Annotated in this window: 19 protein-coding genes; 13 read left to right on the forward strand and 6 right to left on the reverse strand. The window is 43.6% G+C overall.

Going from position 1 to position 21,560, the window contains the following annotated elements; genetic code table 11:
• Positions 1 to 178: 178 nt before the first annotated feature.
• Positions 179 to 769: a CBO0543 family protein gene (locus tag BK582_RS02600; protein WP_078592835.1), complete on the forward strand. Its 591-nt coding sequence runs from the start codon at positions 179 to 181 to the stop codon at positions 767 to 769.
• Between the two features lie 91 nt (positions 770 to 860).
• On the opposite strand, the gene BK582_RS02605 is transcribed toward BK582_RS02600, so the two are convergent.
• The gene (locus BK582_RS02605; protein WP_078592836.1) at positions 861 to 2,282 is read right to left on the reverse strand and encodes a phospholipase D-like domain-containing protein; all 1,422 of its coding nucleotides are present in this window, start codon (positions 2,280 to 2,282) and stop codon (positions 861 to 863) included.
• A gap of 254 nt (positions 2,283 to 2,536) precedes the next feature.
• On the opposite strand from BK582_RS02605, the gene glcT reads away from it, so the two are divergent.
• From glcT to BK582_RS02630, 5 genes are all read left to right on the forward strand, one after another.
• Positions 2,537 to 3,367, forward strand: a complete 831-nt coding sequence (gene glcT, locus BK582_RS02610) for a glucose PTS transporter transcription antiterminator GlcT (RefSeq protein ID WP_078592837.1) — start codon at positions 2,537 to 2,539, stop codon at positions 3,365 to 3,367.
• Between the two features lie 293 nt (positions 3,368 to 3,660).
• Positions 3,661 to 5,727, forward strand: a complete 2,067-nt coding sequence (ptsG, locus tag BK582_RS02615) for a glucose-specific PTS transporter subunit IIBC (RefSeq protein WP_078592838.1) — start codon at positions 3,661 to 3,663, stop codon at positions 5,725 to 5,727.
• A gap of 147 nt (positions 5,728 to 5,874) precedes the next feature.
• Entirely contained in the window at positions 5,875 to 6,657 is a 783-nt protein-coding gene (locus BK582_RS02620) for a hypothetical protein (RefSeq protein ID WP_078592839.1), read from the forward strand.
• A 351-nt stretch (positions 6,658 to 7,008) separates the two neighbouring features.
• Positions 7,009 to 7,728, forward strand: a complete 720-nt coding sequence (locus BK582_RS02625; protein ID WP_078592840.1) for a 3-ketoacyl-ACP reductase — start codon at positions 7,009 to 7,011, stop codon at positions 7,726 to 7,728.
• A 16-nt stretch (positions 7,729 to 7,744) separates the two neighbouring features.
• A complete protein-coding gene (locus tag BK582_RS02630; RefSeq protein ID WP_078592841.1) occupies positions 7,745 to 8,335 on the forward strand; it encodes a C39 family peptidase in 591 nt (196 codons plus the stop codon).
• 71 nt (positions 8,336 to 8,406) lie between these two features.
• On the opposite strand, the gene BK582_RS02635 is transcribed toward BK582_RS02630, so the two are convergent.
• The 5 genes from BK582_RS02635 to BK582_RS02655 form a co-directional block, all read right to left on the reverse strand.
• On the reverse strand, positions 8,407 to 10,305 hold the full coding sequence (locus tag BK582_RS02635; protein WP_169910765.1) for an FtsX-like permease family protein: 1,899 nt from the start codon (positions 10,303 to 10,305) through the stop codon (positions 8,407 to 8,409).
• Positions 10,292 to 11,080, reverse strand: coding sequence for an ABC transporter ATP-binding protein (locus tag BK582_RS02640; RefSeq protein WP_078592843.1), 789 nt, complete (start codon positions 11,078 to 11,080; stop codon positions 10,292 to 10,294). The genes BK582_RS02635 and BK582_RS02640 overlap by 14 nt, the downstream gene beginning before the upstream one ends.
• Positions 11,081 to 11,183: 103 nt before the next feature.
• The gene (locus tag BK582_RS02645) at positions 11,184 to 12,215 is read right to left on the reverse strand and encodes a sensor histidine kinase (RefSeq protein WP_078592844.1); all 1,032 of its coding nucleotides are present in this window, start codon (positions 12,213 to 12,215) and stop codon (positions 11,184 to 11,186) included.
• The gene (locus BK582_RS02650; protein ID WP_078592845.1) at positions 12,212 to 12,895 is read right to left on the reverse strand and encodes a response regulator transcription factor; all 684 of its coding nucleotides are present in this window, start codon (positions 12,893 to 12,895) and stop codon (positions 12,212 to 12,214) included. The genes BK582_RS02645 and BK582_RS02650 overlap by 4 nt, the downstream gene beginning before the upstream one ends.
• Before the next feature lie 342 nt (positions 12,896 to 13,237).
• Positions 13,238 to 14,023 (reverse strand): SDR family oxidoreductase, encoded by a 786-nt coding sequence (locus tag BK582_RS02655; protein WP_078592846.1) that lies wholly within the window; start codon positions 14,021 to 14,023, stop codon positions 13,238 to 13,240.
• A gap of 216 nt (positions 14,024 to 14,239) precedes the next feature.
• Here BK582_RS02655 and BK582_RS26735 point away from each other — a divergent pair, with 216 nt between their 5' ends.
• From BK582_RS26735 to BK582_RS02680, 7 genes are all read left to right on the forward strand, one after another.
• The gene (locus BK582_RS26735) at positions 14,240 to 14,458 is read left to right on the forward strand and encodes a hypothetical protein (RefSeq protein ID WP_218190698.1); all 219 of its coding nucleotides are present in this window, start codon (positions 14,240 to 14,242) and stop codon (positions 14,456 to 14,458) included.
• A 31-nt stretch (positions 14,459 to 14,489) separates the two neighbouring features.
• Complete coding sequence (locus tag BK582_RS27990; protein ID WP_276328187.1) at positions 14,490 to 14,624, forward strand: hypothetical protein; 135 nt, start codon at positions 14,490 to 14,492, stop codon at positions 14,622 to 14,624.
• Between the two features lie 1,192 nt (positions 14,625 to 15,816).
• Entirely contained in the window at positions 15,817 to 16,788 is a 972-nt protein-coding gene (locus tag BK582_RS02660) for a YheC/YheD family protein (RefSeq protein WP_169910770.1), read from the forward strand.
• The gene (locus tag BK582_RS02665) at positions 16,785 to 17,933 is read left to right on the forward strand and encodes a YheC/YheD family endospore coat-associated protein (protein WP_078592848.1); all 1,149 of its coding nucleotides are present in this window, start codon (positions 16,785 to 16,787) and stop codon (positions 17,931 to 17,933) included. The genes BK582_RS02660 and BK582_RS02665 overlap by 4 nt, the downstream gene beginning before the upstream one ends.
• Positions 17,934 to 18,466: 533 nt before the next feature.
• A complete protein-coding gene (locus tag BK582_RS02670) occupies positions 18,467 to 19,039 on the forward strand; it encodes an RNA polymerase sigma factor (RefSeq protein ID WP_078592849.1) in 573 nt (190 codons plus the stop codon).
• Positions 19,008 to 19,322, forward strand: coding sequence for a hypothetical protein (locus BK582_RS02675; RefSeq protein WP_078592850.1), 315 nt, complete (start codon positions 19,008 to 19,010; stop codon positions 19,320 to 19,322). Before BK582_RS02670 ends, BK582_RS02675 begins: the two co-directional genes overlap by 32 nt.
• Complete coding sequence (locus tag BK582_RS02680; protein ID WP_078592851.1) at positions 19,319 to 21,541, forward strand: carboxypeptidase-like regulatory domain-containing protein; 2,223 nt, start codon at positions 19,319 to 19,321, stop codon at positions 21,539 to 21,541. Before BK582_RS02675 ends, BK582_RS02680 begins: the two co-directional genes overlap by 4 nt.
• Positions 21,542 to 21,560: the final 19 nt, after the last annotated feature.

The raw sequence follows: 21,560 nt of genomic DNA on the forward strand, positions 1-21,560 counted from the left end.
TATTCCCTTTGCTTCAGGATTCTAAATATATACTCCTTTTTACGTTTTAAAAGAAAGATGGTTCCAAAGAAATCCCCCGCACCATCAAAAACTTACAAATTTTCACAGCCCGAAACTTACATATATTGTAATAATTTACACACCTTAACTATTAAGAAACTTAGTTAAGGAGCATACCATGAAAAATAAGCAAATCAAAGGACAAGCTGCAATAATTTTGTTGATTGTACTGCTGAATCTGTTTAACAAAACCTGGCGCGATTTCCCGAAATATTATAAAAACATAGGGTACGTCGGTCTGGTAAATATTTTTTATTATTATCTTTGCAGTAGACACCTTGTCTGGGAATTCCCTCCTGTCGGGGCCAACTGGAAACTGCTAAGGATAATGCACATATTCTTTATTACTCCATTATTAGTCCTGTCGTTTTTATCCAGGTACCCATCCACATTAAGTAAACAATTCCTGCATGTGATCAAATGGGTAACAGCTTCGAGTATTACAGAATATATTGCTCATAAACAAAAGCTCCTTCAGTACAAGCATGGCTGGACAATCTTCTGGTCTGCTCTGCTTTATTTGAAAATGTTTATGTACAGCAAACTAATTGTTAAAAGGCCATTAACAACGCTCTTCCTGTCAGTATGTTCCGTTGCTTTCCTTATTAAAAAGTTTAAAGTACCCATAAATAAAAAGCATCGCTTATCCAAAAACTGCGAATGGCTCACAGACTGTTTTTACCACTCTTCTCTTGAGGATATTTTCTGAGTCGGTCCTATGCAAAAAAAGCAGCGGCTGGGCTGCTTTTTTTGGTTGAGATTTCTATTTTTGTTCCGGAAGTGCTGTCAGCTTAAGCATCCTACAGCATATGCTCGAAAAACCTGGTTATAAGGGATTGAAACCACATATTGAGATATTTGGAAGTGGGAACGTCTTCTTCCTCCACATTTTCATTTGGAACATACGACCCGTCATCGGCTACCTTAAGGCTCTCGTACTGCATCTTGTCCTCAACAAAATCCCGAAGCTCCCCGTTAACCTCCTCACTGTCCACAACAAACATACTTTCTGTGCTGAGATAGACACTTCTTGGGTCAAGATTGAAAGAACCGATAATGCTGATTCGGTCGTCGATCAGAAAAGTCTTGCCGTGTATGGAGTCGACCGGCCCCTGATACTCGTAAACATCTGCCATAGAAGCAGCTACCTCCTCCCTGTGTCCATACCATCCTGACCAGGCTGTTTCATTAGGGCTGGCAGCAAGGGAGTTTGTTAGAATATCCACCTGTCCGGCTGTTAAATTATCCGTATCAAGATGTTCCATTATTTTGTCAGATGGGATAATGAACGGACTTTGCATAAAAATATAGTCCTCTGCACTCTCCATTAAAGCGGTAATGTCCTTCCATACCCATGGATCTTTGTTCATCCGCTCAATAGGATTATGAATGAAAGTTACATTCCTCGTCGGATGGGACATTTCTTCCCAATCAAGCTCCTGGTGGAAAAATTCAGCGTACTCCTCATGGAAAAACTCGAGCTGCTCTCTAAATTCAGCAAGCCTTTCTTCTCCTGCCTCAAGCTGCCTTTCAGAGAGACCTTCTGAAGTATCATGAGAGTATTCATGGTTCCATACATATTCGAAATAATCTTTCACCTCATATATCACACTGTCTCCAAAGCTTGCATCCTCAGTGTTGTAAACTACAGCATCCCTGTCATTTGTCGCATTATCATAACCTTCAGGAGCAAAGTATCTGTCGCCAATATTTCTGCCGCTGATCATCGCCAGATTATCATCTGCAATTACCAGCTTATCATGCAGCCTGTTATTCAGCGTCCACGGGCGCAGCAGATCTACTGGCTCATAAAATTTCAGTTCAATATTAGGGTGGGCGGCCATTGCGTAAACAATATCTGTCTGTTCGCCCCGCAATGAATGGAATATTCCATCAAACAGAATTCTTACTTTCACCCCTCTGTCGGCAGCTTCCACCACGCTTGCAAAAAACATTTCCGCTGCGGACCCTTCATTCAGTTTGAAATTAGTTATATCCAAGGTCTCCTGGGCAGACTCCCGTATATTATTCCGGGCAGCTTTCGATTCCAGCCTGCCTTCAATTAAAGCTACACGGTCAACCGACTCTTCCTCTCCGTAAAAACGTTCAATATCACGTTCTTCTGCAGGATAGCTTTCCTCTTCATAGCCTGCAATCTGAAACATTACTACAGCTGTTATAAACGCGTAAACAGCATACAATATAATGACTAAAGCTATCACTGATAATACTTTTTTAATCGTTGCTCACCTCTGGCTTTTTTGACTGGTTTCATGATAAAAAATGATTTCTGAACTGGACAACTCTCAGTTTGTGTTTACCCGTTTCTTCGTTTTTTTATCCCGACGGGCTTAACCATGTAATAATATGGAAAGCGCTTTAATCTTTCTATTTCAAAGAAAAAAAGGTATCCTGAGCTATATCATAATTTTTATAAATTTTGGCCGGCTGGCCTGATATATATGGAGGAAGAACTGTGATTCACGTAAGAAAAGCATTAAATAACAACGTTATAATTGCTGAGCATCCGGAATATGAAGAGATTATCTTAATCGGCAAGGGGCTCGGTTTCGGCAAGCGTCCAGGTGATACTGTAGCCGGCGAGCAGGCCGAGAAGTTCTTTGTGCTGAAAAACACCGAGGAACAAAAGCAATATATGAAGCTCCTTGAATATGTTGATGAATCGTTTATAGCGCTAATGGATGACATCATAACAAAAATTGAGGAACGGTTTAAAGTCCAGTTGAACGAACATATACATGTGGGCCTCACTGACCATCTTTTTTTTGCCATAAAACGAATCAGAGAAGGGCTTGGGGTCAAAAATCCGTTCCGCAAAGAAACGGAGCTTGCATATCCGAAAGAATATGCGATGGCGGAAGAAATTGTGGAATCCCTCGGCGACCGGCTGGATCTCACAATTCCGGAAGGGGAAATTGGTTTTATCGCGCTCCATATTCACAGCGCTCTGACGAACCGTGATCTGGCAGAAATTAATAAGGATACTCAGCTTGTTGCTCACCTTGTAGATATCATTGAGGACAGCCTGAAGATTACAGTAGACAAAACAGACATGAATTACCTCCGACTCGTCCGTCACATACACCATGCCATTGAACGAGTGCAGAGCGGGGATTTTATGGAAGAACAGGAAACTTTAAAAAATGTCTTGCAGGAACAATATCCTTTATGCTACAATCTGTCTTGGAAATTGATGAAAGTCATGCAGCAAAAAATAAAAAAGCCGGTGCCAGATGCTGAAGCAGTTTATCTGACACTTCATTTGCAAAGATTAATGAAAAGGTAACCATTTTTGAAATGGCTCTGCCGGCCGGCAATAATGTATAACACCAACTATAACGTTTTCCGTGTTACTGGTTAAGCAGGCATGAGCGAAAAGGTTGTATAGTGTGTGGATTCTGAGGGAAATTAACCTTAATTTGGTTGACCTTCCTTTTATGCCACCACTGTATTACTTTTTCACTCATGCCTTTTTTGTTGCAATGAAAGATTTACAGCGGAAGAAGCTTTCGCAGAAACTTTTATACTTTCTTATTTTCTGATTATCATTTGCAAAAAACTAAAAAGGAGATGTTACATATGTTTAAAAGAGCATTTGGACAGCTGCAGCGTATCGGTAAATCACTGATGCTGCCGGTCGCTATCCTTCCGGCTGCCGGTTTGCTGCTCGCTTTCGGTAACGCGATGAGAAACCAGAACATGGTCAATCTTATGCCGTTCCTCGAAAATGACTTTTTTACCGGCCTGGCAACAATGATGGAATCTGCCGGCGGAATAATTTTTGACAACTTAGCACTCATCTTTGCCCTCGGGGTCGCCGTTGGTCTAACTAACGGAGCAGGTGTTGCCGCACTGGCAGCTCTTGTCGGTTACCTCGTTATGAACGTTACCATGGGAGTAATGGGCGGCCTGACCCTTGAGCAAGTAGTATCAGGGGAAAATCCTGCCTATGCTCTCGTCCTTGGTATCCCTACACTCCAGACTGGTGTATTTGGGGGTATCATTATCGGTGCACTGGCAGCCTGGGCATATAACCGGTATTACACGATCGAACTGCCGGCATTCTTAGGATTCTTTGCAGGTAAACGATTTGTGCCGATTGTAACTGCGTTTTCTGCTTTCTTTGTCGGTGTGGCTCTGTTCTTTATCTGGCCTCCGATCCAGACAGGAATGAATAACTTCTCACAATTCCTTATGGAAGAAGCGATGGCTGTCGCTGTATTCTTCTTCGGTTTTGTAAAACGTTTATTAATTCCATTCGGTCTCCACCATATTTTCCACGCTCCGTTCTGGTTTGAATTCGGGATGTATACGAACGCAGCAGGAGAAATTGTCCGTGGGGATATGAACATTTTCTTCGCCCAGCTTCGTGACGGAGTTGAGCTTACTGCGGGACACTTTATGGCCGGGGAATTCCCGATCATGATGTTCGGTCTGCCGGCTGCGGCGCTTGCCATGTACCACCAGGCCCGTCCGGAAAATAAAAAGCTTGTAGGAGGATTATTAGGTTCTGCGGCACTTACCTCTTTCTTAACAGGTATCACAGAGCCAATCGAATTCTCATTCCTGTTCCTGTCACCGCTTCTGTTCTTTATCCATGCGGTGCTGGATGGTATATCATTCGTAATTCTCTACTACCTTAATATTAATATGGGGTACACGTTCTCCGGGGGCGCTATTGACTTCTTCCTGTTCGGTGTTGTCCCTGGCCGTGAGCCTTGGTGGATCGTTATTCTCGTCGGTCTTGTATTCGCGGTTATTTACTACTTCCTGTTCACATTCATGATCAAGAAGTTCAACCTGATGACACCAGGCCGTGAGAAAAATGATGACGCTGTTCAAGGCAACACGAAAAAAGGCAAGGGCGGAAACACAGAACTTCCTTATAACGTTCTTAAAGCTCTTGGCGGAAAAGAAAACCTGACTCACCTGGATGCTTGTATTACTCGTCTGCGTGTTTCTGTAGCAGATATTGATAAAGTCCAGAAAGACCGTCTGAAAGAGCTTGGCGCTTCCGGCGTGATGCAAGTAGACAAGAACATCCAGGCTATTTTCGGCCCTCGTTCAGAAACAATCAAAGGGCAGATTGAAGATATTATCTCCGGAAAAACTCCGGTAGTGGAAGAAGAACCAGAAACACCTGTTTCACCTCCTCCTGCAGAAGCGTCTGTAGAAGATATGCAGCTCGCAGTTCCTATGGCAGGTAAGGTGGTTCCTATTTCAGAAGTACCTGACAAAATGTTTGCTGAAAAAATGATGGGTGACGGCTTTGCTATCGATCCTTCAGAAGCAGACGGAAAAATCACTGTTACTGCTCCTGCAGCTGGAACGATCGTTAACCTGTTCCCTACGAAGCACGCGATCGGCCTTCAGACAGATAACGGCAAGGAAATCCTGATTCATGTTGGTATCGACACCGTTAATCTGAAAGGAAAAGGTTTCGAAGCACTTATTGAACAAGGCCAGACAGTCGATGCAGGCCAGCCGCTTTTAGAGGTTGACCTCGGCGTGGTGAAAAACGAAGCAACATCTTCTGTAACACCAATCGTCTTCACAAACTTAGCTGACGACGAATATGTTGTCATCGAAAAAGAAGGCTCTGCAGAAGCGGGAGAAACAAACCGCGTACGTATTGCAAAAAAATAAGTATAAGTCTGTGCCCGGCATAAGCAGGTAAATCTGCAAATGCCGGGCATTTTTTTCGTTATTTTATGAAGCCTCCCCACTAAACATGTTCAGGTCACTCCCCCTGAATCATACTTATGTATAGAAAAGGAAAGGGGAGTGCCCGGAATGAATTATTTTAACGTCTTTGAAGGGAAACAGCAGCTGATTATACAGCTAGTGCCATCTTTGAGTTTTTCAGGCATTAAAATATTTATAGATGGGCAGGCAGTCACCCCTTTAGTAAGAGGCAAAACTTTAATTTTGCCAACGAGGAAACTGCCCGGCGGTACACACCTGCTTCAGATTGCTGGTGTAATAAATTACTTTGGATGCCTATATCCAGTGGAAGAAACCTATCATTTTACAATACAGAAACGGGGCCTCCCTCATGCCCGGGGGGTGAATTATAAGCCAGGTGACATTTTAGTCGCAAGCGATAATTCTAAAGGGGTTCCTCCTGGCTATATCGGCCATGCTGCAATGCTGATCAATAAGGAGCAGGTTCTTGAATCAGATATCGGCCCGGAAAGCATTGCGGTGAATCCGGTTGCTAAGTTTTTCGAAGAGCATGACTGGTATGCTCATTATCGGCCAAAGGATGAGACCCTGGGCATCGCCGCGGTAGACTGGGGCCTGAAATATTACAGAAAATATAAGAAAAATATAGCTAAAGGAAAAAGTATCCCTGTTTTTTCGTATATTCCTGCCAGTAAATTTAAAGATACCCAGACAACGATTTACTGTTCAAAGCTCGTCTGGTTTTGCTATTACTACGGGGCGGGCTATGAGTTCGAACGAAGAGGCTTATGGTTCCCGCCGCAAAAATTAGACGACGAACTGAAAAAAGACGGCAACTTCGAGCTTGTATATAAGCATCCGGACCATTCCTATAAAATTAAGTTAGGTTAGGTGTGCAATGTGGCGGAGTGCCCCCAGTACGCTTACTTTCGCAGAGGACGATTTTGTATGGTATCGTTTAATTAATGCCATGTGAGTGGCTGTTCATTAATTGAAGTATTTATTTTGCACGTTGGAACTGCTGCTCCAATCAACTTTGAGAATTGGACACTTGATTCCGAGAATGGACCCTGCCTTTTCGAGAATGGACTGCGTGATTTCGAGAATAGAATCCCACTTCGAGAATGGAACACCTGATTTCGAGAATGAAGCCTGCCTTTTCGAGAATGAAACCTCCTATTTCGATAACGTGATTCCCAGAACAAGCCACATAAACATTCAAACCGAAAGGATGATGAATAAATGCAATCTTTAAAAGGGAAAAAGGCGCTTATTACCGGCGGAAGCAGAGGAATCGGGCGTGCAACAGCACTTGCTCTTGCTAAAGAAGGAGTGGAGCTTGGCCTCATTGCCCGGACTGAGCAGAGTTTTGACCAAATAAACCAGGAACTCCCTGAGCTTGATGCAACCTTTGTTACTGCGGCAGCCGATGTTTCAAGCGAAACAGAAGTGCAGCATGCGGTGCGAAAAATCGAGTCTGAACTTGGCCAGATCGATATTCTCATCAATAACGCTGGAATTGGTACATACGGCAAGTTTCTCAATTTAACTGCAGATCAGTGGAAAAAGATGCTGGATATTAATGTGATGGGGATTGTCCATGTCACGAAAGCCGTACTCCCGGGAATGATTGAAAAAGATAGAGGGGATATCATCAATATTTCTTCTATGTCCGGGTTAAAAGGCACGAAAGGCTCAAGCGCATACAGTGCTTCAAAGTTCGCGGTTATCGGAATGAGTGAAGCACTCATGCAGGAGGTCCGTCCTCATAATATCCGGGTGAGCGTCCTTACTCCAAGCCTCGTGGAAACTGACATGACCAGGGGCAAAGAGAATACGGAACGTGATCCGGACAAGTTCACCCAGGCGGAAGACCTTGCGGAATACATGGTGCATCAGCTGAAACTGGAACAGCGGACTTTTATTAAAACTGCGCAAATGTGGGCGACAAATCCATTTTAGAAACGGGGATACTGTGATGACTGAAACCATTATTGACACACCTTTCATTGAACAGATGCCCGAGCTTCCGAGAGGCTGTGAGGTGACAAGCCTGGCGATGCTTCTTCAGCATGCCGGGCTGAACCCTGACAAAATGCAGCTTGCAAGAGAGGTAACGAAAGTTCCTTTTAAAGCTGACGGGCTGCACGGGCACCTGAATGATGGCTTTGTCGGAGATATGTATTCGTTTGAAACAGACGGGCTCGGAGTATATTATCAGCCCATTATAGAGCTGGGGGAGAAATACCTTCCCGGGAGAATGATAAATTTAACGGGGTGCGAACTTGACGATATTTTTTCCACGGTCAAAAATGGGCTTCCGGTCTGGGTTATCACGAATGATACATATGCTGAGCTGGAGGAAAAACATTTTCAGCACTGGCAGACGAAGCATGGGGAACTGGCAGTTACATACCGGATGCACAGTGTGCTCGTTACAGGCTTTGATGAGGAAAATGTTTATATCAATGACCCTCTCCACGACAAACCGAACCGGCCTGTTCCCCGCTCCGAATTTGAAAAAGCGTGGGTCCAGCTTGGAAGACAGGCACTTTCATATAAGAAGTAGCGGAACAAAAAGGCCGCCCCTTAACCCGTTAAACAAACGGACTGAGGGGCGGCAACTTCATTTTCATATTTTTACTTGCCGAGCACCGACTTAATCTCCTGCCTCGTATTGACTAAACTGAGCAGATAGAAAAAAGCATAAATCAAGGAGTATACAATCAGGCAGATGGCGACTGGCACAACAATGCTGGTACGGAACAGAAAGCTTACCGACTGGACCGCGAAATAACTATGCAGTAGTCCTATCGCCAGCGGAAGCGTGAAAAACAGCAGCTGTTTGCGGCTGATTCCGCCGAGCATTTCTTCTACAGTAAATCCAAGCTGGCGCAGTGTCCTGTAGCTCCCTTTTTCATCCTCCACTTCTGTCATCTGTTTAAAGTATAATATACTTCCTGTCGCTGCGAGAAAAACGACACCGAGAAATCCGGCTATAAAAATAAACATACCGGTCATTTCCAGGGCACTCCGCATCTGGTCTGCAAAAGTAAGGAGTCCCGTAGATCCGTCTTCAAGGGGATAAAGACTGTGGTATACTTCGTTTGCTCGTTCCCGCGCGTCGTTATCTGCTATGTTGACCGCCGTATACGTTTCTCTCTTAAGATCAATGGACTGAAATGTTTCTTCATCTACAGCAATAAGACCGTTATTCGTATCAATATTCAGTGCGTAGAAATTTCTTCCTTCTGCGATAGCTATTTCTGTGTCCCCTACTGCTGCCGTTGCCATACTCACATCCATGTCAGGGCCAAACGTTCCGAAGAACACCCCTTCCCCTTCAGCCACTTCCACGTCTACGCCTGCAGACTGAAGCTGGCTTTCCGGCGCAATTCTGAGATACCACTCCCATTCTTCCATTTCAAAACCAAAGCCTTGATTGAAATTGCTTAATGATACATCTGCTGCTACTGTATCAATCGATACGGCTGAGTATTCAACTCCTTCATTGTCCAGCCTGCCCACAAATTCTGCCGCCTCTTCCCACCCGTCTTCCGTAAATAGAAAATCATGGGGATACATCTGGCGCGCTTCTTCTGCCGATGAATAATAAAGGGAATAAGCGACCGTCACTAAAGTAAGCGTTACCGCAGAAAGAGTTGTAATCAGCGTCAACAGCTTTGCGTTACTTTTCATCCGGTGAATTACAGGAGCAATCGACAAGGCATTTTTAAACGATAAATGCCCGTCCGCCCTGTTCCTGATCCGACCCAGGAGCCAGCTGATTGTTACACTGAATAATAAAAACGTCCCGAATATTACTGTGAATAGCACCACAAGCATGTTAATGAATAAAAACTGGTTGAGCATATTACCGGAAAGCCAGTAGCCAAACCCTGTCAGCAAAAGGCCCAGTATGGCCAAAACCGCCTGTGTCACCGGGCGTACTTTCCTGATTCCTTCTCCTTCTTCTTTGGACCGAAACAACTCAGTAAGCGTGTGTTTTCGAATAATAAAGACGATCTGAATTGTTGTCAGTACAAGAATGAGAAGAAATAACACCCCTGTCTGGAGAAGCGCTTCAGTGGAAAACTGCAGTGTAACCTCTGCGTCAACCTGCAGGACTTTTACAAACAGCAGCAGAAACAACCTGGCAAAAATAAGGCCTAATACTGTACCTGCAGCAGCCGCTCCTGCGAGAAGCAGGAAATTCTCGATTATAAGCATTCTGGAGACCTGCCCTTTAGACAAACCGATTAACTGGTACAGCCCGATTTCCCTGCCCCGCCTTTTATAAAACAGTGCTTTTGCGTACAGGACAAACACAAGAATGATAACAGCCAGGAAGATAACTCCTGTGTAGAATGCACTGCTCATAGAATCGGATTCCTGAATCCCCGTGCTGATCACATCATCATACTGGAGAGTACTGAATATAAAATAAAGCATAATGCTGAAGATGAGCGAGAAAAAATATAGATAATACTGCTTCATATTTTGCAGCATATTTCTCCGGACAAGATCAGTGAGACGCATGGACTTCTCCCCCCAGTACCCCTTGTACATTTAAAATGTCACTGAAGAACTCCTGGCGCGTCCGCTCCCCGCGGTACAGTTCTGTGTAGAGCCTGCCATCCCGGAGAAATAAAACCCGGCTGCAGTAACTCGAAGCAAGAGGATCATGTGTTACCATCATTATCGTTACCTTTTGTCTGAGGTTCAGCTCCTCCATTTTTCCAAGGAGCATGGCCGCTGATTTAGAATCAAGCGCACCTGTAGGCTCATCCGCAAATAAAATTTTTGGCTTATGGATCAATGCCCGTGCTGCAGATACCCGCTGCTTCTGCCCCCCTGAAAGCTCATGTGGATAATGTCCTCCCACGTCCTCAATAGACAAGGTTCTGACGAGCTGGCTGTACGTTTCTTCCGCCTCTTTTTTCGATGGGTTCCCGAGTGACAGAGGCAGGAGAATATTCTCCTTTGCCGTCAGAGTATCGAGCAGGTTATAGTCCTGAAAAATAAAACCGAGCGAGCTTCTGCGAAACTTAGAAAGTGCTTTATCTTTCATTTTCACAATGTCTTTTCCATCAATAGTTATCGTTCCCGACGTTGGTCTGTCAATGGTTGCGAGCACATTCAGGAAAGTGGTTTTCCCAGCCCCTGAAGCTCCCATCACCCCAACAAATTCCCCGGGTTCCACGGTTAAATCCAGACCTTTTAAAACCTCATTTGTCCGTTTACGCGACCCGAATACTTTACGAATATCTTTAGCCACCAGCAGCGGCTGTCCTGATTCTTGTTTTTCAGCCATAGTGTTTCCCTCCAATTTATCCTTCTATCAATATCTTACTTTTTTCTGCTGCGGCATTCGTTCGATTTAGCTGACAATCGAGTCTTTTAACGTGACAGTTTTGTCACATAGAGCGAAGCGGAGCCTGGAAATGATCAGGCTGGTAAAACCGGACTGCGGCAGTGGTCCCTTTTCCTGGCACAGACCGGACGGATAAAGAGATCTTCAACTGGTCAGCGGCATTCTTAGCCAGATAGAGGCCAAGCCCCGTAGAAGCGTTCCGTTTCCGTCCCGCCTGGCCTGTATAGCCTTTTTCAAATACCCGGGGCAGATCCCTTGCCTCGATGCCGCTGCCTGTGTCACTAACTTCAAGGACATGGTTAGCACCATCATGTTTAGCTCTTATTAGTATTTCAGAACCATCCGGGCTGTACTTAATCGCATTGGATAGGAGCTGGCGGATAATAAATCTGCCCCATTTTACATCCGTCGTAACTTCCATCTCTTCCCCCTCCACGTCAAAACCTATCCCCCGCTCTCGGCAAATAGACGAGAAAGCTTTAATTTCAGGAAAAACAAGGTTTTTCACCGTCGTTTTCTCCATCACTGTATCATGTTCTATGGAGGGGAGCCTCACTAGATAAAGCTGCTGTTCCAGGAGAAAAAACAACCTTGTCCATTCCCTTTCGATTTTCCGGAAACGTTCGTCGGCAAGATTCGGCTCCAGCTGCAGCTTCATCGCTGTTAAGGGCGTCTTCATCTCATGAACCCAGGCCTCAATGTCACTCGTTTTCAGCACGTATCGTTTTTCCATCTCATCTGCAGATTCCCGGGCCATCTCAAGGCCTTGAAGCAGCACGTCATTCACTGCCTTTTCCAGTGGAGAGCGGGCTTCGGGCAGGAGCTCTGCCCATGCGGAAAACTGTTCTTCCCCCATTTTTTCAAGCTCATTCCAGTAAGCTGTCTCCCGCTTAAAACGCCAGGCGAAAAACAAAATGAACAAAACTGCCAGCACAAGATTAAAGTAAAAGACGGAAACTCCACTCATATCGAGACCTCCGTCAAGCCAAAAGAGGAGGTTGGAAAAAAGGAGCACAACAGTAAAAGCGGCAATCCAGCTTCGCCGCTCTCTCACATATCTTTTCCACATTTTCATTTCTCTAATGTCACCGCCATATAGCCGAGTCCTTTCTTCGTTACGATCGCCCCTTCAAGTCCTATATCCGCTACTTTCTGGCGGAGCCTGCCAACATTTACTGTCAGCGTATTGTCATTGACGAAACGTTCATCATCCCAAAGCTTTCTGATCAGTGCATCTCTCGTCACTATTTCATCGCGATGCTCCAGAAGAATCGCTAATATGTATAATTCATTTTTAGTAAGCTCCACAGTATGCTCTCCTCTGATAAGAAGCCCTTTCTCCATATGGAGCGTAGCCCCGTTCCAGGACGGATTTTTACGCGGGGGCTCCTGATACTCATACGTCCTCCGGGCTACTGCCTGAAGCTTCGCTGTGAGCACTTCCATATTATATGGCTTTTGTATATAATCATCTCCCCCAAGCTGCATCGCCATAACGACGTCAAGCGGGTGGTCCCTCGATGATAAGAAAACTATCGGCACAGTGGACTCACTGCGAATCTGGCGGCACCAGTAGTAACCGTCATATGCAGGAAGCTGAATATCCATTAGCACAATTCCCGGTTCAGCTTCTCTGAACGAAGACATTATATCATTAAAATCATCCGGCACTATCACTTCAAATCCCCATTGCTTCAGGCGGGACTGCATCTCCTTAACGATTTGCTCATCATCCTCTACTGCAAATACACGCATCCTTCTGCCCCCTTCCTTAATTAATAATAATCGAGATTGTAAGCTTATTCCAGACCGTCTGGGAAAAGTATGGTTTTTGTTGTTTGAAACGAGGGGGATGGGTTAATGGGATGGTTGATTGAAATGCAGTTCGTTGATTGAACGCCCGATTTCGTTGATTGGCTCCTCTTTTTCGTTGATTAAACATCACGTTTCGTTGATTGAACCACCCATTTCAATGATTGAACCTCCAGCTTCACCGATTAATAACTGCCATATTCAAATTCCCACTATTTTTTGTACCCCCACACTAAAAAAGAACCCTTGCATCAGCAAGGGTCCATGGTTATCACAAAAAAAGAGTTAAATATCTTTCTCCCAGTTTTCCGCTTCTTCTTCCTTCATTTGTTTCTCTGTTTCCGGCGGGTAAGCTGTGCGGAATTTATGGGAGTCTTTCGGGATGACTTCCACCATCTTCGCAATCATATCTTCCGGGTCAAACTGGTCGGACATGCCTTCGTCCACCTTTTGCATTTCTTCTTTCGGAGAGAAATGGATATCCTCGTGGTACCATCTCCATTTCGCTTCGGCAGCACGGTCGTTAAAGCCTGTATTGAATGGCCCTGGGTTAATCGTTGCTACCTGAACCCCGAAATGCTCCATTTCTTCCTTCATCGTTTTTGCAATCGCCTCAAGTGCATGCTTGGAGGCTGCATAAAGCCCTGTATAAGCAGATGCCATCAGCCCTGCCATGGAGGACATGAACACGATTTTTCCAGACCGCTTTTCCACAAATTTTTCAGCGGCAATCTGTGCTGTTTCAAGCGTACTGAAGACATTCACTTCCATGATCTCCCGCAGCTTGTCCACCGGCACTTCGCTGATCGGCCCGCCTTCATTAATCGCTGCATTTGCCACAAAAATATCAAAATCGTATTTATGCATAAGGGCCTGGTCTTCCGGATCAGTGATATCCATCTTAAAAACTTCCAGGTCAACACCTTCCGCTTCCGCAGCTTCCCGCAAAGCAGTTACTTGGGGAAAAATCTCCACGGATGCGATTACACGGTGCCCTTCCTTAGCAAGACCTAAAGCGGTCCCCTTACCAAGACCTGTTCCGGCTCCGGTAATAAAGATTGTTTTTGCCATAAAAAAACACGCCCCCTGTCATTTAAATATCAGTGTTTTGTATTCCCCGAGGTGTTACATCTAAACCTCGGTGGAGTATACGGTGAACAGGTATGATGGGTGCTCCTGCGTTACCAAAATCGCTCATGCGAGGGCCTCCTCAGCAAAATTCTAAATAAACACAAAGAAGCGCGTGTGCTAAAATAATTTAAATTGAATGAATTTGATATATAGACTTTGCATAAAAGAAAGACGAACGTTGCTTTTCGATTACAGCGTAAGACGGCGGTGACTGTCTCTTCCTCTGCTCCTGCGGTTACTCGTCGCAAAAAGAGTTTTGCTCCTGCGGTTACTCGTCGCAAAAAGAGTTTTGCTCCTGCGGTTACTCGTCGCAAAAAGAGTTTTGCTCCTGCGGTTACTCGTCGCAAAAAGAGTTTTGCCAGCTTAGCTCCGTAGAATATCCGTCGAGACAACTCGATGCATTTGCGTGAAGAAGATGCTCGTTCTTGCGGGAATAGCGCGAGCTGAAAATCCATTTTTGACGGCATTTGACCGTCTAAAATTAGTTGAAGCCGTGCCCGCAGAACGCGTCCGTCTGAAACGTAATCGAACAACAAAGTAACTTTTTAAGATAATGTTCGTATTAATTGATAAAAATCTTGAATTATGAAATTGATTCTGTTGAGTATACGGAAAGAGCTTTTGAAAAATACATATGAAGGGGTGGGTTACTGGAATCGTCGATTGGATTCACGTTCGTTGATTGAACATCACATTTCGTTGATTGGATTCACGTTCGTTGATTGAACATCACATTTCGTTGATTGGATTCTCGTTCGTCGATTGAACGCCTGATTTCGTTGATTGGCTCCTCTTTTTCGTTGATTAAACATCAAGTTTCGTTGATTGAAATATAGTTCTGTTGATTGAACACTCGATTTCGTTGATTGAACCACCCATTTCAATGATTGAACCTCCAGCTTCACCGATTAATAACTGCCAAATTCCCACTAGTTTTTGGCATCCCACACTAAAAAAGAACCCTTGCATCAGCAAGGGTCCCTGGTTTTCACAAAAAAACGTTAATATCCTTCTCCCAGTTTTCCTCCTCTTCTTCCTTCATTAATGGCTGTGTTCTGATCGTCTAGAATCCCATCCTTCTTCTGTTTATCTCAAGCATCTATTATTGAAATGGTAATGAAAGAGTGAATATTGTCAGATTTAAATTACTGTGCTGAATAAATCCTCATTTTTCGTAACAGGCGATTGGTTAAAACAAATAAACCAACTGGAAAATTCCGCCCTTTTGTCTGTCTAATGAATTGTTCCATACATCATTTTTTAATCTCCGCATACCATTCAGACTTATTTGATGAAGTAACGGTCTGTAAAACTCTCAGCAACTACCATTATAAAAATTCGCGGAAGGTAAAATTCTTGCATTAAAACAGGGGCCACCCCTCTGTTCACTATCGATTTTCTTTTTTATTTAGAATGTTCTTATCTGGTTGAGTCTCTCGAATTACAAATCTTTTATTCAATGCAAATAGATTATCACTACGTGTTTTAGAATGAAGACACTCTCATTAATTATATTAAAATTCGACAAAACACCCTGTCATCTTAAATAAAGTTTTAATAATATATGGTAACTTACTAAATAAGGAGGGATTACTTTGAGTGCTCATAGGCCAATCATTGGACTGTTATGCAGACCGAGCACGAAAAAGATGCTTTTAAGACAAAAAGTAACTTACCGACCGAAATTATTGTACAAGGCATGCAGGAAGGTCAAGGCAACTGTATATTTTTTTGTGGCTAATGATTTTAACAAAGAAGCAAAAAAAATAAGAGGAGTCTACTATAATAGAAAATCAAAAAAATGGAAAAGAAAATACTTCCCCTTACCACAAATCATATATCGCCTGGGGGGGACGTATACTCCTGCATTGTACCCTGATTTCCATAAGGCACTTCGATCACACAATACTCTTCTCCTTAACCTCTCCACAAGCCTTGATAAATATGAACAATATGAAAGGTTAGTTAAGCACCCTTCTACTGCCCAATATTTACCCAAGACACACAAGGTATCGTTAAAAAGAAGGTGGCAGTTATCCCTCTACCTTAATTATTATAAAGCAGTTTATATTAAAGCAACCAGCAGTTTTCAAAGCAAAGGTGTCATGAGAGTGCAAAAGAAGCGACCTGGTTCATATCAGTACGCCTATTACCTAAATGGCACTTGGAAAAAAGGAATAGTATCTTTCGCTAAGCTGATGGTGCTTCTAAGACACTTCTTTCACGAAAAGGAGATCTTTATTCAAGAAGAAATTCCTTTAATCACCACTAAACATACTACCTTTGACATACGAACAGAATTACACCGCAGCACAAATAATGAAATTAAGGTCGCAGGATGTATTGCAAGCGAACACCTCAACGGTAACTTCAAATCACGAATTTCGAAGTGCTACAATCTTAGAGCCTATTTAAAACGGACTTACAACTATACAAATAACGAGCGTAAAGCACTTATACAGAAAGTGAAGAAACTCTCTATCGATACGTATAAAGCACTTGAAACAAGCTATGGTCCTCTTGGAGAAATCGGAATTGATTTAGGAATAGATAAAAACGGTCGCCTATGGATAATTGAAGCTAATTTAAGCAGTGGAAAGCGTTCACTTTATAAGGTGAATGGTTCTGCGCCACTTGAAAAGTCATATATTGAAATGTTCTCTTATGCAATTCAAATTCAACGAAGGAAAGGAGTTCTAAAATGAGACGCATTGGTGTTATTCTTCCTTCAGAAAAGTATAGACTGTTGTTAAAGGACGATCCCAATGTACGAAAGAGAGTTCAACTCTACACGAAAGCAGCAAAAAAACAAAATTGTACAGTTTGCTTTTTCCGACTCCAGGATTTACAGCCAAATACTACTACAGTTAATTCCCTTATAAAGGAAAACGGAACATACAAGAAAAAAAGAGTATCTATTCCAAAAGTTATTTATAAACGTGTTGGCCACACTAAAAAGCACCTGCCCCTCTTTGAATCACTTAACCAAAAAGGGGTTAAAATCTTCAACTTATACAAAAATAATTATAAGTGGAATGTATGGAAAATTGTGAATAAAAATGAATCTCTTTCCATTTACCAGCCATATACCAGGTTAGCTTCAACTAAAAGTATTAAATCAATGATACGAAAATATCCTAGTGTAGTAATCAAACCCAACCGCGGAGAAGGCGGTAAAGGTATAATGAAAATTGAGAAAGATGGGAATAGAAGATGGGTATTGTATACAAAAAACAGTAAAGGGCAATGGAAGGGAAAGCGTTTTACCAGCAAGCTTCCTTCCGTTCTTACAAAAACCATAAAGAAGAGAAAATATTTGGTTCAAGAAGGGATAGAACTTGCCTCCTACAATGGATCTAAGTTTGACCTGCGCGTCGCTGTACAAAAAAATACAAGAGAGAAGTGGCAGCTTTCAGCTATATTCACGAAAGTTGCAGGACCTGGTCAATTACTCACTAATATGAGTCAGGGCGGAGAATCCTATTTGTTAGAGGAAGTTTTAAGAAATCACCCTACCCTTCACTATCATCACCTATTCCCGCAAATCAAGCAGATTAGTTTGAAATTAGCTGAGCATCTATCAAAATATAAGAAAGGCATGTACGATTTCGGCTTTGATATTGGAATCTCTAAAGATGGAAGGCTGTATTTATTTGAAGTCAATCACACAAATGATTACCCCTTCTTCTCTATTAAAAACGGTGAGCTCGCTCACGAGGAATGGTATGAAGTATATAAGACACCTATTGAATACGCCGCAAAGTTATTAAAACAAAAGTTGCGCACAGACAAGTGCAGCCTGACGAATGCAAGACATAAATTGCTTTTCCGACCACCATGTTTGTACTAATGTAAAATGGAATCACCCTCTCAAATGAAAAAAATTAACCTCTTCGTATACTTTCACCGAAAAGCTATTTCCATTAATTCACTGTCATATGCTTGCTTTGGAGATAGGTTGATCTACAGTCGCATCAGGAAAGGGGAGGACCTGAACAACACTCTTCATAAAACCTTATAGACACTTTTCTTTAATATTGTACTTCCACCAAATTAAGTCCTCCAGACTGCCACTACAGAGGGTTACATTTTTTCCCTCTCCCTTTCCTATTATTAACAAATTAAAACCAATATGCACTTCTCAATTAACCCAACTCGAAGACACAGATGCGATCACCCGGTGGCCTTCCTTCGCCAGACCTGACGTAGTCCCCTCTCCAAAGTTCGGGCATGATGGATACTCCTCATGTTAAATAAACACAAAGACAGCACCTGGATACGTGCTAAAATAACTTAAACTAGAAAAAAATAGAAATTAATTTTCCAATATATGAAACTTACTTTTTCCAGCCGGTATCTTTATTAGTGAGAGGGGGCACAGGGGTGGATTTGGTTGAACGATTACGCAGCGGAGAAGAAAGCGCATTGAATGAGCTGATGCAGCTATACGGAAATGAGCTTGTAAGGACAGCAGTGCTGCTTGTAAAAGACTATTATTTAGCGGAAGAAATTGTCCAGGATACATTTGTCACAGCTTTTCAGAAAATTGAGCAGCTGGAAGATGACAGCAAGTTAAAAGGCTGGCTCGTTATCATCACTGTTAACGGCTGCAGAGCGAGAATGAGAAAGTGGAGCTGGAAAAATATTTTTCTGGCAGAAAAAGAAGCAGCATTCGATCAGCTCGCAGAAACTGACCCTCTGCCAGAAGCCGCCCTCCTGACAGCCCAGAGAAATGAACATTTACATAAAGGCATCCAGTCTCTCACCTACCATTACAGAGAGGCAATCACACTATTTTATTTTCATGAGCTGTCCATCAGGGAGATCTCTGAAATGCTTGAGGAAAACGAGAACACGGTAAAAACAAGAATCGCCCGCGGGCGCAGGCTGTTAAAGGATTTTTTACAGAAAGGAGATGTTCAGGATGAACAGCAGAGACGAACAAAGAAAGGCTAAACAGATACTCGTGGAAGAGCTGGAGCAGTACAATTTTACTGCAGCGGGGAAAGTCACTGCCCGAACACATCCGAGATCTTTCCGGGAAAAACTCGACCGTTTGTGGAATAAAGAAATAAACATTCCATTAGTTCCCGTGGGCGCGGCCCTTTTCCTCTTTCTTTCTGCCGGTTCAATGTTTGTTATTTCTGAAACAGCCCCGGACGGACAAAGGGAGCTCATCGAGAAAGGCGGCAGCATTTACTGGAGCGACCTTCTGGAGAGAGAGGAATCCGACCGATGAGAGTAAAAATGAAGGTGAAACATCTCGTGCTTAGCACCGTTTCTGTAATTGTTCTTCTGGTTTTATTCATCAGTTTTCTCCAGCCACAGCTCGAAACCTGGGGCATCAGCCGCCAGTTGGCGAGCGGGGAAACAGAGCAGGCTAAAGAACGTATCATTGAAAATATAGAGAGTAAGTCCCGAAACCGGCTGCAACTGATCGAGAAATATATGATTAGTCCAGCACCTGGAGCGCATTATGATATATATGTAAGCCCCTCCGGCATAATGGGTCCCGGTCCTGAAGCGGCTGAGCGATATTTTACACTGGAGGAAAGCGCTCCATACTTACTTGAATACCTGGAAAAAGGCCCTGCAGGGGACACGCACAGGAAAGCAGCAGATATTCTTTCGGTTTATTACTATGGCGAAGGCGATTATGAAAATCTAAGCCTCTCTCTGCAAAAGGCGGCCGCTCGTTACGATAATAATAGTGAGCATTACCATGAATTAAAGCTAAGGAACATAGAACAGGCTGTTAACTTCCAGGAATTCGAAGCTGCCGAAGCACTTATAGACCAGTATGAAAAGGAGGTCCCGGAAAGCTATCCTGATGCAAGGCTTCAGACTGCTATGTTAAAAGCCCGGTCTTATATGCTCCAGGATAAAACTGAGGAAGCTCTGGCTGTACTGGACACTGCAATGGAAGATTATCGGGAGCATGAACGGCAGCTTCTGGAAGAAATGAGGGAGTATGACCCGGATTATACAGATGAGTTTCAGGAAGATAGCTATTATTTAACAGTTGCTGAAGACTTAAAAACAAGTATAGAGTCTATGGATGATAATGCAGGGGGCGCTTCCATTGAAGGAAGGATAACGAGGTCTGACGGCCAGCCGCTGGCTAATGCCGGCGTATTTTTAAAAGATGAACCGAATGTCATGAGGACCAGCCCCTCCCCCTTTGATGAAAAATATGGAACAGTAACAGGCCCGGACGGAAGCTATTCTTTCCACGGAGTTGCGCCTGGAAGCTATCAGGTGCAGGTTGGCCTGCTCCTTGAGCAAGTGGACGGCTGGTCGTGGCCGGCAGATATGTATGAATGGGTCGACCTTGAAGCTGATGAAGCTGAACAGTATGATATCGAGCTGACCCCCCTTATTAATATAAGCGGTCCAAAAGACTATGAAACACTTGAGAATGAGACGATTACGTTTGACTGGGAGGACTATCCTGATGCTGCCAGCTACACGATATTTTTAGGAATTGAGGTGGATGGTGGTGCTGGCTCCCTCTCCGTAGGATTTATGGAGGAAATACCAGAGTCACAGATTACTTTTGAAGCGGATGATCTGTACGCAAAAGCGGTAGGCTTTTCATTCGGTGATGAGGAGTGGGACAGCGTTCAGCCGGAAAGCCTCCTTGCCTTTGCAAACGTGCATGGAAGCTATTTCTGGTATGTGCACGCTTTTGATGAAGACGGGGAATTCATTGGCCAGAGTAATGGGTATCGCCTCAAGGAAGAAACTATGGGAGCTCTGCCGTTTTTCCAGTTGCAGGAGCGGGAGATGACGGAAGCAGATAACCTGTTAATGGACGGCAAAGCCAGAGAAGCACTGGCTCTTTATAAGGAAAATGTTGCAGAAAATGAAGATGATATTCACAGCCTGAGGATGATCACGAGGATTAACGGCCTTGATGAAAAAAATGCGGAAGAAACTGCCGAATACCAGAAAAGGCTTTATGAAGTTGCTCCAGATGAAGGGAATTTATTTCATATTATTGAGTATTATTTTTCCGCCGGGGACTGGGTGGAAACAGCTAAGTGGTTCTCCAGGTATCAGGAAGAAGTGCCTGAGGGAAAGCAATCCTCCTATGTTAAAGCTTTGTACGGGATAACTTTAACAAGGCTCGGTGAACTGGAAGAAGCCCGCAGCTTATTCTATGAAGTAATGGAAGAAGATCGATCCAACGAGTATATTGGAAATCTTCTTGCCCTGGAACTGTACCTGGGGACAGAATGGGAAAAAGTACAGGAGATGGCGTGGGAAAATAAAGAACGATTCTATGAAACTCTGGACTGGACTCCACTGGTTGAAGACCTGGAATCTGTGGAAGAGCAATCTTTAATGGAAGCTTTGAGGCTCTCTTTTGAAGGGAATGAAGAGGAACTGGAAAGATTTTTAGCAGATGAAGATTCGGCCCTCAGGAATTTTATCAGTGAATTAAAAAAGCGTTAGTAAAAGCAAGGGCGGCCGC

The sequence above is a fragment of the Evansella clarkii genome (genome assembly GCF_002019695.1).
GTDB classification, from domain to species: Bacteria; Bacillota; Bacilli; order Bacillales; family Salisediminibacteriaceae; genus Evansella; species Evansella clarkii.